We start from the raw sequence: 14,927 nt of genomic DNA, 5'->3' as shown, positions 1-14,927 counted from the left end.
ATTGCGCGGCACGACTGGGGGAGGCAGGCGGGCGCCCATGGCGCCCGCCTGCTCGTCTTTCGCCCGGGCCCGCGATGTTGTTCACGGCCGGATAACAAGGTGAACGGCAGGGGTTTTCTCGTAGGTCTACGCGCGTTACTCTGCGGCGAAGCCAGCGCCAGAGTCTTACGTGAGGCGCTTGTACGACAGGAGCACCAACTCATGCGCCGGGTTTCCCGCCTAGCTCTCGCAGGCGCCGCGACCACTTCTCTCGCCCTCGCTCTGACCGCTTGTGGCGGCACCTCGACCTCGGCCTCCTCGGAGGCTGACGGCAACCAGGGCCTCGCCATCGCGTACGACATCGGCGGCAAGGGCGACCAGTCCTTCAACGACGCGGCGTACGCGGGCCTCGAGCAGGCGAAGAAGGAGTTCGGCTACGAGACCACGGACGTCGAGCCCACCGAGGGTGAGACGGACGCGGACAAGACGCAGCGCCTGGTGTCGTTGGCCAAGCAGGGCTACAACCCGGTGGTCGGCGTCGGCTACGCCTACGCGACGGCTGTGAAGGAGGCGGCGGAGAAGTTCCCGGACACCACCTTCGGCATCGTCGACGACGCCACCATCGAGGCGAAGAACGTCGCGGACCTGGTCTTCTCCGAGGAGGAGGCCTCGTATCTCGCCGGTGTCGCCGCCGCCAAGTCCACGAAGACGAACACGGTCGGCTTCGTGGGCGGGGTGGACATCCCGCTGATCCACAAGTTCGAGGCGGGCTTCAAGCAGGGCGTCGCGGACACGAACCCCAAGGTCAAGGTGCTCTCGCAGTATCTGACGCAGACCGCGGAGGAGGGTGGCTTCTCCAGCCCCGACAAGGGCAAGACGGCCGCCGAGTCCCAGATCGAGAAGAAGGCCGACGTCGTCTACCAGGCGGCGGGTCTCTCGGGCCAGGGTGTGATCGAGGCCGCCGCCACCAACAAGGTGTGGGCGATCGGCGTCGACTCCGACCAGTACGAGCAGAAGGCGCTCGCCAAGTACAAGAACCACATCCTCACCTCGGCGACGAAGGACGTCGCCAAGGCGGTGTACAACCTCGCCAAGTCGGTCGAGGACGGCAAACCCGCGACCGGTATCGTCAGGGGCGATCTCAAGGCAGGTCAGGTCGGCCTCGCGGACTCGAACCCGAAGTTCAAGAACAACACCGAGCTCCAGACAGCCATCACGACGGCCAAGGAGAAGATCATCAGCGGCGAGATCAAGGTCAAGACCAGCTGATCCGGCAGGACCACGAGCAGTGCGGCGGCCCCGAGTGGCCGCTGGTAACCGCGGGGTTACCTCCGCCGAACGGGGTACCGGGAGTCTGGCTCCCCGTACCCCGTTGTCGGCGGAGATTCGCCCCCTCATCCGATGCCGTAGGGGCGCGCGTAGACGACCCCCTTCCCCAGGAGAGTGCGCCATCAACGCGTCCAGCAGCCCTCCGGCCGAGGCGGCGGGCGGTCAGGTGACCGCAGTCGAACTCGCCGGGATCACCAAGCGATTCCCCGGGGTCGTGGCCAACCACGACATCCACCTCAGCGTCCACAAGGGCACCGTCCACGCGCTCGTCGGCGAGAACGGCGCCGGCAAGTCGACCCTGATGAAGATCCTCTACGGCATGCAGAAGCCGGACGAGGGCACCATCGCGATCGAAGGCGAGCAGGTCACCCTGCACAGCCCCGCCGACGCCATCTCCCGCGGCATCGGCATGGTGCACCAGCACTTCATGCTCGCCGACAACCTGACCGTCCTCGAGAACGTCGTGCTCGGCAGCGAGAAGCTGTACGGCATCGGCGGCAAGGCCCGCCGCAAGATCCAGGAGATCTCCGAGCGGTACGGCCTCGGGGTGCGCCCCGACCTCCTGGTCGAGGAACTCGGTGTGGCCGCCCGCCAGCGCGTGGAGATCCTCAAGGTCCTCTATCGCGGCGCCCGCACGCTGATCCTGGACGAGCCCACCGCCGTCCTGGTGCCGCAGGAGGTGGACGCCCTCTTCGCCAACCTGCGCGAGCTGCGGGCCGAGGGCCTGTCGGTCATCTTCATCTCCCACAAGCTGGGCGAGGTGCTCTCGGTCGCCGACGAGATCACGGTCATTCGGCGCGGTACGACGGTCGGCACGGTCGTGCCCGCCGAGACAACCCCGCGCCGGCTCGCCGAGCTGATGGTGGGCAGCGAGCTGCCGACCCCGGAGACCGCGGAGTCCACGGTCACCGACCGCCCCGTACTGACCGTCGAGGACCTGCGCCTGGAAGCCCCCGGCGGCAAGGCCCTGCTCGACGACATCAGCTTCACCATCCACGCCGGCGAGGTCCTGGGACTGGCCGGAGTCGAGGGCAACGGCCAGACCGAGCTGGTCGACGCGCTCATCGGCCTCAAGCACGCCGACTCCGGCGTCATCAAGCTGGCCGAGGAGGAGATCACCGACTGGCCCACCCGCAAGCGCCGCGAGCAGGGCGTCGGCTACATCCCCGAGGACCGCCACCGCCACGGACTGCTCCTGGAAGCCCCGCTCTGGGAGAACCGCATCCTCGGCCATGTCACCGAGCGGCCCAACGCGAAGGGCGTCTGGCTCGACCCGAAGTCCGCGCAGGAGGACACCCGGCGCATCGTCGAGGCGTACGACGTCCGTACGCCCGGTATCGACGTCACGGCGGCCTCGCTGTCCGGCGGCAACCAGCAGAAGCTGATCGTCGGCCGGGAGATGAGCCACAAGCCGCGCTTCCTGCTCGCCGCCCACCCCACCCGCGGTGTGGATGTCGGCGCGCAGGCCGCGATCTGGGACCAGATACGCGAGGCACGCCGCGAGGGCCTGGCCGTGCTGCTGATCTCCGCCGACCTGGACGAGCTGATCGGTCTCTCCGACACCCTCCGGGTGATCTACAACGGCAGGCTGGTCGCGGACGCCGACCCGGCCACCATCACCCCGGAGGAACTCGGCTCGGCCATGACCGGCGCCGCCTCCGGACACCTCGAGAACGAAGAGCTCGCAGAGCAGCTCGAAGAGCAGGCAGAAGCCCCGGAAGACGAGGCCCGCTGATGAAGAAGTTCGACAAGGAGCGGCTGCTCCTCGCGGTGGCCGGTCCGGTCATCGCGCTCGTCGTGGCCGTGGCCCTGACCTCGATCGTGCTGGTCGCCTCCGGCAAGAACCCGGTCGAGCCGTACTCGCTGATGTTCGAGCAAGCCACGTTCTCCGACGTCCAGGTGCTGATCATCAACCAGGCCTCGATGTACTACATCGCGGCGCTCGCGGTGGCCATCGGCTTCCGGATGAACCTGTTCAACATCGGCGTGGACGGCCAGTACCAGCTCGCCGCCATGATGACCGCCATCGTCGGCGCGCATGTCGCGCTGCCGGCGGCCCTGCAGATCCCGCTGCTGCTCCTGACCGCCGTGTTCACCGGCATGTTCTGGTCGGGTATCGCCGGTGTCCTGAAGGTCACCCGCGGCGTCAGCGAGGTCGTCGCGACGATCATGCTCAACGCGATCGCCACCTCCGTCATCGCCTACCTGTGGCTGCCGAACGTCTTCGGCGTCAAGGTCGGCAACAACAACACGACCGGCGAGATGAAGGAGTCCGGCTGGGTGCCCGGGATCGACCTGGGCGCCGCCGGCGAGATCTACGGCCTGGTGGTCCTCGCCGTCCTGCTCGGCATCGCCTACTGGATCGTCCTCAACCGCACCCGCTTCGGCTTCGACCTGCGCGCCTCGGGTGCCTCGCAGTCCGCCGCCGCGGCCAGCGGAGTGGACCCCAAGCGCATGGTGCTCGCCGCCATGCTGCTCTCCGGCGGCATGGCCGGCCTCGCCGGGCTGCCGATCCTCCTCGGCGACACCCACACCTACAGCCTGGCCTTCCCGACCGGCATCGGCTTCCTCGGCATCGGCATCGCCCTGCTCGGCCGCAACAGCCCGACCGGCATCGCCTTCGCGGCCCTGCTGTGGGCCTGGCTCGACAAGGCCTCGCCGGAACTCGACTTCCACGACTACGACAAGGAAATCGCGGTCATCATGCAGGGCCTGATCGTGCTCTCGGTCGTCGTCTCGTACGAGGCCGTACGCGAATGGGGTCTGCGCCGCCAGCAGCGCCGCGTCGGCGCGGAACTCGCCGCGGGCCACGTCCTCGGCGCCACTCCTGACAACACCACCGAGAAGGAGGTGGCGGGCCGATGACCACCGCAACCGACGTCAACCAGCCCAAGCTGCAGCCCGCGGCACCCGGCGGCCGCCGGCTCACGCTCCCCGTCCTTCTGCTGGTCATCGCGGGCGCCCTGGCGCTGACCTCGATCGTCCGCATCATCACCGGGGCCGACGGCATCACCAACGTCAGCCAGATGTCCACCGCCCTCGAACTGGCCGTCCCGATCGGTCTCGCCGGTCTCGGCGGTCTGTGGGCGGAGCGCGCGGGTGTCGTCAACATCGGCCTCGAGGGCATGATGATCCTCGGCACCTGGTTCGGCGCCTGGGCCGGCTACCAGTGGGGTCCGTGGACCGGCATCCTCGTCGGCATCATCGGCGGCTGCGTCGGCGGACTGCTGCACGCGATCGTCACGGTCACCTTCAACGTCAACCACATCGTCTCCGGTGTGGCCCTGAACATCCTGGCCCTCGGCGCCACCCGCTACCTGGCCCCGATCGCCTTCGGCGGCTCCGGCAAGCAGTCCCCGCAGGTCGAGTCCCTCGGCGACTTCACGGTGCCAGGCCTCTCCGACGTGCTCATCGACCTCAACCGCCAGGGCTGGTTCCTGATCTCCGACATCGCGGGCCTGCTCGGCGGACTGGTCACCAACGTCTCCTGGCTGACCCTGATCGCCGTCGCGCTGGTCCCCGCCACCTGGTGGATCCTGTGGCGTACGCCCTTCGGTCTGCGCCTGCGCTCCTGCGGCGAGAATCCGGTCGCCGCCGAATCGCTCGGCGTGAACGTCTACAAGTACAAGTACCTGGCCGTGATCATCTCCGGCGGACTGGCCGGCCTCGGCGGCGTCTTCCTCTCCATCGTGGCCAACCCCTTCTATCTGGAGGGCCAGGTCAGCGGCCGCGGCTATATCGGCCTCGCCGCGATGATCTTCGGCAACTGGATGCCCGGCGGCCTGGCCATCGGCGCCGGCCTGTTCGGCTACACCGACAGCCTCAACCTGCGCGGCGGCGCCGAGAACGTCCACGCCCTGCTGCTGCTCGCCGCGATCCTGCTGGTCATCGGCGCGATCTGGCTGGTGATCAAGAAGAAGTACGTGGCCGCCGTGCTGACCCTGGCCGTCGGCGCGCTGGTCTTCACCTGGTACGCCGTCACCGACGAGGTCCCGAACCAGGTCGTCTCCGCCACGCCGTACGTCATCACGCTGCTCGTCCTCGCCCTGTCCGCGCAGCGTCTGCGCATGCCGAGGGCGAACGGCATGCCGTATCGCAAGGGCCAGGGCAAGTGACACCCCCCGTCGACTGGGAAGCCCTCAGGGAAGCGGCACGCGCGGCCATGTCCCGTGCGTACGCACCGTATTCGGGCTTCCCGGTCGGCGCGGCGGCCCTGGTCGAGGACGGCCGCACGGTGTCGGGCTGCAATGTCGAGAACGCCTCGTACGGGCTCGGGCTGTGCGCCGAATGCGGCCTGATCTCGCAGCTCCAGCTCACCGGCGGCGGCCGGCTGACGCACTTCACCTGCGTGGACGGCCGGGGCGAGATCCTGGTCCCGTGCGGGCGCTGCCGCCAGCTGCTGTACGAGTTCGGGGGCCCCGATCTGCTCCTGGAGACCCCGGCGGGGATCGTGCCGCTGTCCGAGATGCTGCCCCAGGCTTTCGGGCCGGACCATCTCCCCAAGTGACCGCCATCTCCCCAAGTGCCTGTGAACCCTGGAAGGAAAGCCATGACGCTCTTGTCGGCGGATGCCATCTCCGTCATCCGCACCAAGCGGGACGGTGGTGCGCTCAGCGACGAGCAGATCGACTGGGTCATCGACGCGTACACCCGCGGTGAGGTCGCCGACGAGCAGATGTCCGCCCTGGCGATGGCCATCCTGCTCAACGGCATGAACCGTGCCGAAATCGCCCGCTGGACCGCGGCGATGATCGCCTCCGGCGAGCGCATGGACTTCTCCTCGCTGTCCCGCCCGACGGCCGACAAGCACTCCACGGGCGGCGTCGGCGACAAGATCACGCTTCCGCTGGCACCGCTGGTCGCGGCCTGCGGCGCGGCGGTCCCGCAGCTGTCCGGGCGCGGCCTCGGCCACACCGGCGGCACCCTCGACAAGCTGGAGTCGATCCCGGGCTGGCGGGCACTGCTCTCCAACGAGGAGATGCTGAACGTCCTGGACGGCGTCGGCGCCGTGATCTGCGCGGCGGGCGACGGCTTGGCCCCCGCCGACAAGAAGCTGTACGCGCTGCGGGACGTGACGGGCACGGTCGAGTCGATCCCCCTGATCGCCTCCTCGATCATGTCGAAGAAGATCGCGGAGGGCACGGGTTCGCTGGTCCTGGACGTCAAGGTAGGCACGGGCGCCTTCATGAAGACGCTCGAGGACGCGCGCGAACTCGCCTCCACCATGGTCGGTTTGGGCACGGACCACGGCGTACGCACGGTCGCCCTGCTGACGGACATGTCGACCCCTCTCGGCCTGACCGCGGGCAACGCCCTGGAGGTCCGCGAATCCGTGGAGGTCCTCGCGGGCGGCGGCCCTTCCGATGTCGTCGAGCTGACCCTCGCCCTGGCCCGCGAGATGCTCGACGCTGCAGGCGTACGGGACGCGGACCCGGCCAAGGCCCTGGCCGACGGTTCGGCGATGGACGTATGGCGCCGCATGATCACGGCCCAGGGAGGCGACCCGGACGCACCCCTGCCGACATCGAGAGAACAGCACATCGTGACGGCCCCCTCCTCGGGAGTACTGACCCGCCTCGACGCCTACGGCATCGGCCTCGCCGCCTGGCGCCTGGGCGCGGGCCGCGCCCGCAAGGAGGACCCGGTCCAGGCGGCCGCGGGCGTGGAGATGCACGCCAAGCCGGGCGACACGGTGGTGGAGGGCCAACCGCTTCTGACCCTGCACACGGACACTCCGGAACGCTTCGCGTACGCCCTGGAGGCGGTCGAGGGTTCGTACGAAGTCGGGGCGCAGGGAGCGGAGTTCGCGGCGGCGCCGGTGGTGCTGGAACGCATCGCCTGAGCCGGGCTGTCCGTTTCGGCTGAACAAGCTCACCAAGCCCTCCGGGGTACGCCCGTCCAAGGTCAATGTGACCTTGGACGAAGCGATCTCACGCCGGCCCGGCGATGAGTTCCGTGCCGCCGCCCGGTCTACCGTTCGTGAACTCCATGACACCCGCCGTACTCGTGCTGCCCGGCTCCGTCACCCGTGATGACGTGCCCCGGCTGTGCGAGGACGTGCGCGCGAGACTGGAGGCCACCGGTGCCGGAGTCGTGGTCTGCGATGTCGCGGGCCTCGTTCCGCCCGGACTGACCACCGTCGACGTACTGGCCAGACTCCAGCTCGCCGCACGCCGGGCGGGGGGCCGGATACGGCTGCGCGATCCGGACCCCGCGCTAAGCGGGCTGCTCGGCCTGGTCGGGATCAGCCTCGAGGTGGAGGGGCAGCCCGAAGAGCGGGAACCACCGCTTCGTGTCGAGGAAGCAGTGGAACCCCACGATCCGGCCCCCTGATATCTCCAGCACCTGCACGGCCCAGGGCGTATAGCCGCCGTTCTCCGGATCGGGCTTGTACTGGGCGAAGCCAGGCAGGCCATTGACCTCGACCGGCACCAGGTGCGAGTTCGCACAAGGGGCGCCGAGCGTCGTCATGAAGCCCGTGATGTCCTCGGGTCCGCTCAGCCACAGGTCGAACGGCGGCATCGTCATCACCGCGTCCTCATGCAGCAGCGCCGTCAGCGCCGTCATGTCGTACCCCTCGAACGCCGCCACATAGCGCTCCAGAAGCTTCTGCTGCTCCTCGTCCAGCGGGTCGGAGACGGCGCCCTCCGCCGCCGCGCCATCGCGCTCCGCGAGGGTCGCCCGGGCCCGCTGGAGCGCGCTGTTGACCGAGGGGACCGTGGTGTCGAGCAGCTCGGCGACCTCGCTCGCCTTCCACTGCAGAACCTCGCGCAGGATCAGTACGGCCCGCTGCTTGGGCGGCAGTTGCTGCAGGGCGGCCATGAAGGCGAGCCGCACCGACTCCTTGGCCACCGCCGCCTCGGCCGGGTCGCTGGGTGTGGGCAGTACACGGTTGTCCGGCATGGGTTCCAGCCAGGTGTTGTCCGGGCGCGGGGTCAGTGCCGCCTGCGCCAGTGGCGTCGAGTCCGTCAGGTCCATGGGGCGGGCCCGCTTGTTGCCCGCCGTCAGCATGTCCAGGCATACGTTCGTCGCGATCCGGTACAGCCACGAGCGCATCGAGGAGCGGCCCTCGAACTTGTCGTAGCTGCGCCAGGCGCGCACCAGTGTGTCCTGCACCGCGTCCTCTGCCTCGAAGGACGAGCCGAGCATCCGGTAGCAGTACCCCGTCAGCTCGACCCGGTGCTTCTCCAGCCGGACGTCGAGATCCGCCGTCGTCACCGTGCCGTCGCTCATGCCAACCCACCCCTGTGGCTGTTTCCATCGCACGCACCTTTGCGCGCCGCACTTCGGAAGCTATCGCAGCCCACTGACAATGGCCCCCGGAGTACGCGAACGCCCAGGCCAGAGGTGTTTCGCCCCCGCCGCCCCTACCCGTCCCATACCAAGGGGCGCTGCCCCTGGACCCCGCTGGGGCTGCCGCCCCAGACCCCGCTATCGGCCTGGCGGCCTCGTCCTCAAACGCCGGACGGGCTGAAAAAATCAGCCCCTCCGGCGTTTGAGGAGCGGGGGTCCGGGGGCTGGCCCCCGAACGGGGTCCGGGGCGGAGCCCCGAGCGGGTACAGGGGCGCAGCCCCCGGCCGGGGTCCGGGGCGTAGCCCCGAGGGGTCTGGGGGGGCGCAGCCCTCAGCGGGGTCCAGGGGCGGAGCCCCTTGGTATGGGACGGGTAGGGGCGGCGGGGGCGAAACCAACCCCGACGCCGCCCCGGCCCGCACCGCCGACCTCAGTGCGCCGGCACCGCCAACCGCCGCGCCCGCCCCCGAGCCGCCCGCGACCCCACCACCGTGATCCCCACAACCCCGACCACCGCCAGCAGCCCAAGCGCAACCGTCCCGCCCCAGCCCCCCGCGTGGAACGCAACGGCCCCCAGCGTGCTGCCCGCACTGGCCCCCACGTAATACGCGGACTGGTACAGCGCAGAAGCCTGCGCGCGCCCCTCCTTCGCCGCGTGGCTCACGGACGACGAGGCGACCGCGTGCCCCGCGAAGAAGCCCGCCGTGATCAGGACCAGCCCGAGCAGCACCAGCACCAGCGAGTCCGCCAGCGACACCAGCAGACCCAGCGTCGTCGTGCCACCCGCCAGGTAGAGGGCGCCCCGGCGCCCAAGCCGACCCACCAGCCTGCCCGCGGCCGACGCCGAGACCGTACCCACCAGGTACACCAGGAAGATCGACCCGACGATCCCCTGGGGCAGCGAGAACGGGGCATCGGTCAGCCGGTAACCGATCACCGTGTACACGGCCCCGAACACCGTCATGAACAGCGCCCCGATCGCGTACAGCCGCCGCAGCAACGGATTCGAGAGATGGCCGCGAACCGTCCGCACCAGCACCCGAGGCCGCAACGACCCCGCCCTGAAGTGCTTCGGCGCCGGCAGCAACAGCCGAAACGCGACCGCACACGCCACCGCGACAAGCCCGATCGCGCCGACGGCGACCCGCCAGCCCCACTCCTGCGCGACCCACCCGGTGATGACCCGCCCGCTCATCCCGCCGACACTGTTGCCCGCGACGAACAGACCGATCGCGGTGATCAGCGCCTTCGGCCGCACTTCCTCCGCCAGATACGCCGTCGCCGAAGCCGGCAGCCCGGCCAGCGCCGCACCCTGCACCGCCCGCAACGCGATCAGCGAGCCCACCGACGGCGCGAAGGGAACCAGCAGCCCCACGGTCACCGCGATCCCCAGCGACGCCGTCATGATCGTACGCCGCCCGAACCGCTCCGACAGCGCGCTCATCGGCAGAACGAACAGCGCCAGCGCCCCGGTCGCAGCCGACACCGTCCAGCTCGCCGCGCTCACCGTCACCCCGAAGTCGCCGGAGATCAAGGGAAGAAGAGCCTGCGTGGAGTAGAGCAGCGCGAAGGTCGCGACACCCGCGAGGAACAGGGCGAAGCTCATCCGGCGGTAGCCGGGCCCGCCCGGAGCCATACGGGAGTCGGTGGCGGAGGCGGCGGAAGGTACGGAAACAGTCGAGGCGGCGCCCATGGTGGTGGACGCCTGGGTACTGACGTAAGGCATGCCTCGAACCTAAGGAACGCCTTCTCATCCGTCCAATGCATGGAATCGTCATAATCGTTCCCATGAAGCATCAGCAGAGGTCAGAGCCTCACCTGTCACCATCCAGTGACACAGAAGACATCGTCGCGCTGCTCGCCCCACGCCTGGCGTACTTCGCGGGAGTCGCCCGCACCGAGCACGTCACCCGCGCCGCGCAGGAGATGCAGGTCCCGCAGTCCACCCTGTCCCGTGCCATGGTCCGCCTCGAACAGGACCTGGGCGTCGACCTGTTCGCCCGCCGGGGCCGTACGGTCTCGCTCACCTCCGCCGGGCGTACGTTCCTCACCTCCGTGGAGCGGGCGCTCGCCGAGATCGAGCGGGCGGCCGACGCGGTACGGGCCGATGCCGACGCCACCTCCGGCAAGGTCGCCTTCGGCTTTCTGCACACCATGGGCTCCGAAACCGTGCCCGGGCTCATCCGCGCCTTCCGGGCCGACCATCCACGCGTCCGCTTCAGCCTCGTACAGAACTACGGCGAGGCCATGATCGAGCGGCTGCGCTCGGGCGAACTGGACCTTTGCCTCACGTCCCCGGTGCCGGACGCCCCCGACCTCGCGGCCCGCCGCCTCGACGAGCAGAAGCTGCGCCTCGTGATCCCCGCCGACCACCGCCTCGCCGCCCGCAAACGCGTCCGCCTGGCCGAGGCCGCCGACGAAACCTTCGTCACCCTGGAACCCGGCTACGGCCTCCGCCGCATCACCGACGACCTCTGCAAGGAGGCCGGCTTCCGCCCCCGTATCGCCTTCGAGGGCGAGGAAGCCGAAACGCTACGTGGCCTGGTGGCGGCGGGGCTGGGAGTAGCTCTCCTGCCCCCACCGGCCGTACCCCGCCCAGGAGTTGTCGAACTCACGGTCACCGCCCCACGAGCGGCCCGCGAGATCGGAGTCGCCTGGCTGGAGGGCCACCCGGACACCCCACCGGTGGCAGCCTTCAAGAAGTTCCTACTGTCGAGAAGGGGCAACCTGCTCCCGGACTGATACGGCGACTGGTCTCACCGGCGCAAAGACTTCCCGAACCCAGCAGCCAACGGCATCCGCAACCCCAACGGAGGCGGAGCCGCAAACGCATCCTCAACAGGCCGCGAGAACCCCCGCCCGAACAACGCCCCCATCACGAAGTCCTCAGCCAGCGCGAGGACTTCCTCCCGATGCTGGGACAGCCCGTGCCCATCGGAGTGCACCTCGAACCGGCAGATGTCCCGGTTCGCCTTCTTCGCCCGCGCAGCGAGCCGAAACGACAACTCCGGATCACTGCGCGCGTCCATCGTCCCGTGCACGATCAGCACTCGCCGCCCCCCGAGCTGCTTCACGGGTTCCTCGGGCGCCGCCACATCGTCCTCAGGCAGCCAAGGTGACAGCGACAGTACGGAGTTGACGGCGCTGTGCCCGGCCGCGTGCAGGGCGGCCCGCCCGCCCATGTCGAGCCCGGTGAGACACACGGGTACGTCCCCGTAGCGGCGTACGACCTCGTCGGCGGCCCACGCGGCATCGTGCGCGAGATGCGCCTCGCTGCCGTTCCAGCCGCGGAATCTGTAATGCACGACGTGCGCCACTAGGCCGTCCGTGCGCCCCGCGCGCGTGAGGCGGCGCCCCAGCGAGCGTACGGAGGCGGTCGACAGCATCGGTGACGGCCTGCGGGCGGAGGTCTCCTCGCCGCCCGGCAGCAGCAGCACCACGCCGCTCACCGCCGTCGGTTCCGGGCCGAGTGCCCGCCCCAGCCGGGCCCTGCGAACCGGCGTCGCTTGCTGTGCCATGACAGAACATTGTCAGAAGCAAGGGTGTACGTCATTCGTCCGCGGGGTCACCGTTACGTATCGACGGATCTCCCGAAGAGGGGATCTACGCGCGTAGGCGTTAGAATTCGGAAATGACGACCCAGCACCAGCACACTCCCGGTGCGGACCAGATCCGCCGGGCCCCCAAGGTCCTGCTGCACGACCACCTCGACGGGGGCCTGCGCCCCGGGACCGTCGCCGATCTCGCCCGCGAGAGCGGCTACCAGAACCTCCCCGAGACCGACCCCGAAAAGCTCGGCGTCTGGTTCCGCGAGGCCGCCGACTCCGGTTCCCTGGAGCGGTATCTGGAGACCTTCGCGCACACCTGCGCCGTCATGCAGACGCGCGACGCCCTCGTCAGGGTCGCCGCCGAGTGCGCCGAGGATCTCGCCGAGGACGGCGTCGTCTACGCCGAGGTGCGGTACGCGCCCGAGCAGCACCTGGAGAAGGGGCTCAGCCTCGAAGAGGTCGTCGAAGCCGTCAACGAGGGCTTCCGGGAAGGCGAGCGGCGGGCCCGCGAGAGCGGCCACCGGATCCGCGTCGGTGCCCTGCTGACCGCCATGCGGCACGCGGCCCGCGCCCTGGAGATCGCCGAACTCGCCAACCGCTACCGCGACGTGGGCGTCGTCGGCTTCGACATCGCGGGCGCCGAGGCCGGCTACCCGCCCACCCGTCACCTGGACGCCTTCGAGTATCTGAAGCGGGAGAACAACCACTTCACGATCCACGCCGGCGAAGCCTTCGGGCTGCCCTCCATCTGGCAGGCCCTCCAGTGGTGCGGCGCCGACCGGCTGGGCCACGGCGTACGCATCATCGACGACATCCATGTCGCCGACGACGGCTCCGTGAAGCTCGGCCGCCTCGCCTCGTACGTACGCGACAAGCGCATCCCGCTGGAGCTGTGCCCCAGCTCCAACCTGCAGACGGGCGCCGCCGACTCGTACGCCGAACACCCCATCGGGCTGCTGCGACGGCTGCACTTCCGGGCGACCGTGAATACGGACAACAGGCTGATGTCGGGCACCAGCATGAGCCGGGAATTCGAGCACCTTGTCGACGCATTCGGTTATTCGCTCGACGACATGCAGTGGTTCACAGTCAATGCGATGAAATCAGCATTCATTCCTTTCGATGAACGGCTGGCGATGATCAATGACGTGATCAAGCCCGGTTATGCGGAGCTGAAGTCCCAGTGGCTGTTCCGGCAGACCGCTTCGACCAGCGGTTCTGTGGTCGAGGAGAGCTGATCGGGTCGTAGGGGAAGCGGTCGGGCGCATGCCGTCCCGGCCGCTTTTCGATGTTTGCGGGGCCCTCTGCCACGTGATTACGGTTTCGAACCGCTCGAGATCCGTCACAGCGCAAGGACGAAGACGAAAATGAAGCAGTCTGCTGTCAAGACCCTCGGTGTCGCCGCTCTCGGCGCCGCCTTCGCCGCCGTCGGCGCGGGTGCCGCCAATGCGGCCCCGGCCGTGCCCGACCCCGCCAAGGCCGTGGACACCGTCACCTCGGTGGTGCCGGGCGAAGCCGCCCACACGCTGCCCGCCGGCAGCGGAGAGTCGCTTGCCGCGGGCCAGGAGACGGTCGCGGGCGGTCTGGGCACCGCCCAGCCGGCCGCCGAGGGTGCCCTGACCGCGGTGGACCCGGCCACGCTGGCCGCCGACCCCACCGCGCCCGTCAAGGACCTGGTCGGCGGCGCTCCCGCCACGGGCCCGCTGCTCGGCGGCGTGCCGACCCAGGGCCTGCCCACGGAGGCGCTGCCCGCGCACGGCCTGCCCACGGAGGCCCTGCCCACGCAGGGTCTGCCCACGCAGGGTCTGCCGGTCAGCGGCCTCCCCGTGTGAGCGGACTTCCCGTGGCCTGAGCCCGCACGTGCACACACCGATGGGGCGCCTCCTCGAATCCGGGGGGCGCCCCATCGGCGTACGTGCGTATGGGGTGCGTGGATCACCAGGCCGTACGAGCCGTCTTGCCCTCCGAGGGGAACAGGATCCACAGCGCTATGTACAGCAGGAACTGCGGACCCGGCAGCAGACAGGACACCAGGAAGATCACGCGCATCGTGGTCGCGGAGGTGCCGAAGCGCTTTGCCAGCGCAGCGCACACTCCGCCGATCATCCGGCCGTTCGTGGGGCGGGCAAGGCGGTTCATTTCCGGCTCCTTCGTGAGCGTCCGAGGCCTCCCCTGTGGCTGCCTCATCTGCCTTCCACACTACGAACACGAAGCGGGCAAAGCGTCGCTCTACGGAGCTATCCCGACCCTGGGAATCGTCGGGGTCCGACCCTGAGCCGCTTCCTCCCTGTGGAGGGCGGTCTTGTGCCGTGTCTCGGTCCGGCGGCGTAGCACGGCGCGCGCTGCGGGGACGACCGCCACATGGGCCAGGGCCACTCCCACGGTGTTGAGCAGCAGCGAGTCGACGTCCACGACCTGGCCGGGAACCCCGGTCTGCAGCAGTTCGATGGCCATGGAGAGCAGGGCGCCCGCGGCGACCGTACGGAGCAGGGACAGCAGCGGGGAGACGGCCAGGCTGCCGCGGGTCATGGGCAGCAGTACGCCGAGCGGGGCGAGCAGCAGCAGGCCCTTGCCGATATTGCGGGCCGCCGCCTCAGGACCCAGGGCCAGATCGGCTCTGATGCTCGCGAACGGACGGAGGTTCGCGGCACTCACCCACGGCACGTCCAGCGGACGCAGCGTGAGCCAGGCGACAAGCGCGAGATGTGCGACGAGAAGAACACCTCCCGCCGCACGGATGCGAAACCCGACGCTGCCGCCGTTTGAGCCTTGACGCTGCAC

The 14,927-nt window shown here is 69.6% G+C and carries 15 protein-coding genes; 10 read left to right on the top strand and 5 right to left on the bottom strand.

What is annotated here, in order from left to right:
* Positions 1–201 precede the first annotated feature (201 nt).
* The 7 genes from ACQEVY_RS16895 (at position 202) to ACQEVY_RS16865 (ending at position 7,641) form a co-directional block, all read left to right on the top strand.
* Positions 202–1,248, top strand: coding sequence for a BMP family lipoprotein (locus ACQEVY_RS16895; protein WP_432949269.1), 1,047 nt, complete (start codon positions 202–204; stop codon positions 1,246–1,248).
* A 226-nt stretch (positions 1,249–1,474) separates the two neighbouring features.
* Positions 1,475–3,043 (top strand): ABC transporter ATP-binding protein, encoded by a 1,569-nt coding sequence (locus ACQEVY_RS16890; protein WP_432949267.1) that lies wholly within the window; start codon positions 1,475–1,477, stop codon positions 3,041–3,043.
* Positions 3,043–4,173 carry an ABC transporter permease gene (locus ACQEVY_RS16885; RefSeq protein WP_432949265.1) on the top strand — a complete coding sequence of 377 codons (1,131 nt, stop codon included), beginning with the start codon at positions 3,043–3,045 and terminating at the stop codon, positions 4,171–4,173. The genes ACQEVY_RS16890 and ACQEVY_RS16885 overlap by 1 nt, the downstream gene beginning before the upstream one ends.
* Positions 4,170–5,423 (top strand): ABC transporter permease, encoded by a 1,254-nt coding sequence (locus ACQEVY_RS16880; RefSeq protein ID WP_432949263.1) that lies wholly within the window; start codon positions 4,170–4,172, stop codon positions 5,421–5,423. The genes ACQEVY_RS16885 and ACQEVY_RS16880 overlap by 4 nt, the downstream gene beginning before the upstream one ends.
* Positions 5,420–5,815, top strand: a complete 396-nt coding sequence (locus ACQEVY_RS16875; RefSeq protein ID WP_432949261.1) for a cytidine deaminase — start codon at positions 5,420–5,422, stop codon at positions 5,813–5,815. Before ACQEVY_RS16880 ends, ACQEVY_RS16875 begins: the two co-directional genes overlap by 4 nt.
* Before the next feature lie 51 nt (positions 5,816–5,866).
* The gene (locus ACQEVY_RS16870) at positions 5,867–7,150 is read left to right on the top strand and encodes a thymidine phosphorylase (protein ID WP_432955256.1); all 1,284 of its coding nucleotides are present in this window, start codon (positions 5,867–5,869) and stop codon (positions 7,148–7,150) included.
* A gap of 104 nt (positions 7,151–7,254) precedes the next feature.
* Positions 7,255–7,641 carry an STAS domain-containing protein gene (locus ACQEVY_RS16865; RefSeq protein ID WP_432949259.1) on the top strand — a complete coding sequence of 129 codons (387 nt, stop codon included), beginning with the start codon at positions 7,255–7,257 and terminating at the stop codon, positions 7,639–7,641.
* Here the strand turns inward: ACQEVY_RS16865 and ACQEVY_RS16860 are convergent.
* On the bottom strand, positions 7,525–8,541 hold the full coding sequence (locus ACQEVY_RS16860) for a sigma-70 family RNA polymerase sigma factor (RefSeq protein ID WP_432949257.1): 1,017 nt from the start codon (positions 8,539–8,541) through the stop codon (positions 7,525–7,527). The genes ACQEVY_RS16865 and ACQEVY_RS16860 overlap by 117 nt on opposite strands.
* A 487-nt stretch (positions 8,542–9,028) precedes the next feature.
* Positions 9,029–10,324, bottom strand: a complete 1,296-nt coding sequence (locus ACQEVY_RS16855; RefSeq protein WP_432949255.1) for an MFS transporter — start codon at positions 10,322–10,324, stop codon at positions 9,029–9,031.
* A gap of 62 nt (positions 10,325–10,386) precedes the next feature.
* Between ACQEVY_RS16855 and ACQEVY_RS16850 the strand changes: the two genes are divergently transcribed.
* On the top strand, positions 10,387–11,340 hold the full coding sequence (locus tag ACQEVY_RS16850) for a LysR family transcriptional regulator (protein WP_432949253.1): 954 nt from the start codon (positions 10,387–10,389) through the stop codon (positions 11,338–11,340).
* 14 nt (positions 11,341–11,354) lie between these two features.
* Here ACQEVY_RS16850 and ACQEVY_RS16845 read toward each other — a convergent pair whose 3' ends face one another.
* Positions 11,355–12,116 (bottom strand): alpha/beta hydrolase, encoded by a 762-nt coding sequence (locus tag ACQEVY_RS16845; RefSeq protein ID WP_432949251.1) that lies wholly within the window; start codon positions 12,114–12,116, stop codon positions 11,355–11,357.
* Between the two features lie 113 nt (positions 12,117–12,229).
* Here ACQEVY_RS16845 and ACQEVY_RS16840 point away from each other — a divergent pair, with 113 nt between their 5' ends.
* Positions 12,230–13,384 carry an adenosine deaminase gene (locus ACQEVY_RS16840; RefSeq protein ID WP_432949249.1) on the top strand — a complete coding sequence of 385 codons (1,155 nt, stop codon included), beginning with the start codon at positions 12,230–12,232 and terminating at the stop codon, positions 13,382–13,384.
* A gap of 129 nt (positions 13,385–13,513) precedes the next feature.
* Positions 13,514–13,978 carry an ATP-binding protein gene (locus ACQEVY_RS16835; RefSeq protein ID WP_432949247.1) on the top strand — a complete coding sequence of 155 codons (465 nt, stop codon included), beginning with the start codon at positions 13,514–13,516 and terminating at the stop codon, positions 13,976–13,978.
* A gap of 103 nt (positions 13,979–14,081) precedes the next feature.
* Here the strand turns inward: ACQEVY_RS16835 and ACQEVY_RS16830 are convergent, their stop codons facing one another.
* Entirely contained in the window at positions 14,082–14,285 is a 204-nt protein-coding gene (locus ACQEVY_RS16830; protein WP_432949245.1) for a PspC domain-containing protein, read from the bottom strand.
* A gap of 90 nt (positions 14,286–14,375) precedes the next feature.
* The gene (locus ACQEVY_RS16825) at positions 14,376–14,927 is read right to left on the bottom strand and encodes a VanZ family protein (RefSeq protein ID WP_432949243.1); all 552 of its coding nucleotides are present in this window, start codon (positions 14,925–14,927) and stop codon (positions 14,376–14,378) included.

Source organism: Streptomyces sp. CA-288835 (assembly GCF_050936385.1).
Taxonomy (GTDB): Bacteria; Actinomycetota; Actinomycetes; order Streptomycetales; family Streptomycetaceae; genus Streptomyces.
This window is presented reverse-complemented; position numbering and strand designations above follow the sequence as displayed.

What these genes read in the sequence shown, in the direction of transcription:
- ACQEVY_RS16835 (WP_432949247.1), top strand. Translation starts at nt 13,514, where the DNA reads ATGAAGCAGTCTGCTGTCAAGACCCTCGGTGTCGCCGCTCTCGGCGCC.
- ACQEVY_RS16865 (WP_432949259.1), top strand. Translation starts at nt 7,255, where the DNA reads ATGAGTTCCGTGCCGCCGCCCGGTCTACCGTTCGTGAACTCCATGACA.
- ACQEVY_RS16855 (WP_432949255.1), bottom strand. Translation starts at nt 10,324, where the DNA reads ATGCCTTACGTCAGTACCCAGGCGTCCACCACCATGGGCGCCGCCTCG.
- ACQEVY_RS16840 (WP_432949249.1), top strand. Translation starts at nt 12,230, where the DNA reads ATGACGACCCAGCACCAGCACACTCCCGGTGCGGACCAGATCCGCCGG.
- ACQEVY_RS16895 (WP_432949269.1), top strand. Translation starts at nt 202, where the DNA reads ATGCGCCGGGTTTCCCGCCTAGCTCTCGCAGGCGCCGCGACCACTTCT.
- ACQEVY_RS16880 (WP_432949263.1), top strand. Translation starts at nt 4,170, where the DNA reads ATGACCACCGCAACCGACGTCAACCAGCCCAAGCTGCAGCCCGCGGCA.
- ACQEVY_RS16850 (WP_432949253.1), top strand. Translation starts at nt 10,387, where the DNA reads ATGAAGCATCAGCAGAGGTCAGAGCCTCACCTGTCACCATCCAGTGAC.
- ACQEVY_RS16885 (WP_432949265.1), top strand. Translation starts at nt 3,043, where the DNA reads ATGAAGAAGTTCGACAAGGAGCGGCTGCTCCTCGCGGTGGCCGGTCCG.
- ACQEVY_RS16860 (WP_432949257.1), bottom strand. Translation starts at nt 8,541, where the DNA reads ATGAGCGACGGCACGGTGACGACGGCGGATCTCGACGTCCGGCTGGAG.
- ACQEVY_RS16845 (WP_432949251.1), bottom strand. Translation starts at nt 12,116, where the DNA reads ATGGCACAGCAAGCGACGCCGGTTCGCAGGGCCCGGCTGGGGCGGGCA.
- ACQEVY_RS16830 (WP_432949245.1), bottom strand. Translation starts at nt 14,285, where the DNA reads ATGAACCGCCTTGCCCGCCCCACGAACGGCCGGATGATCGGCGGAGTG.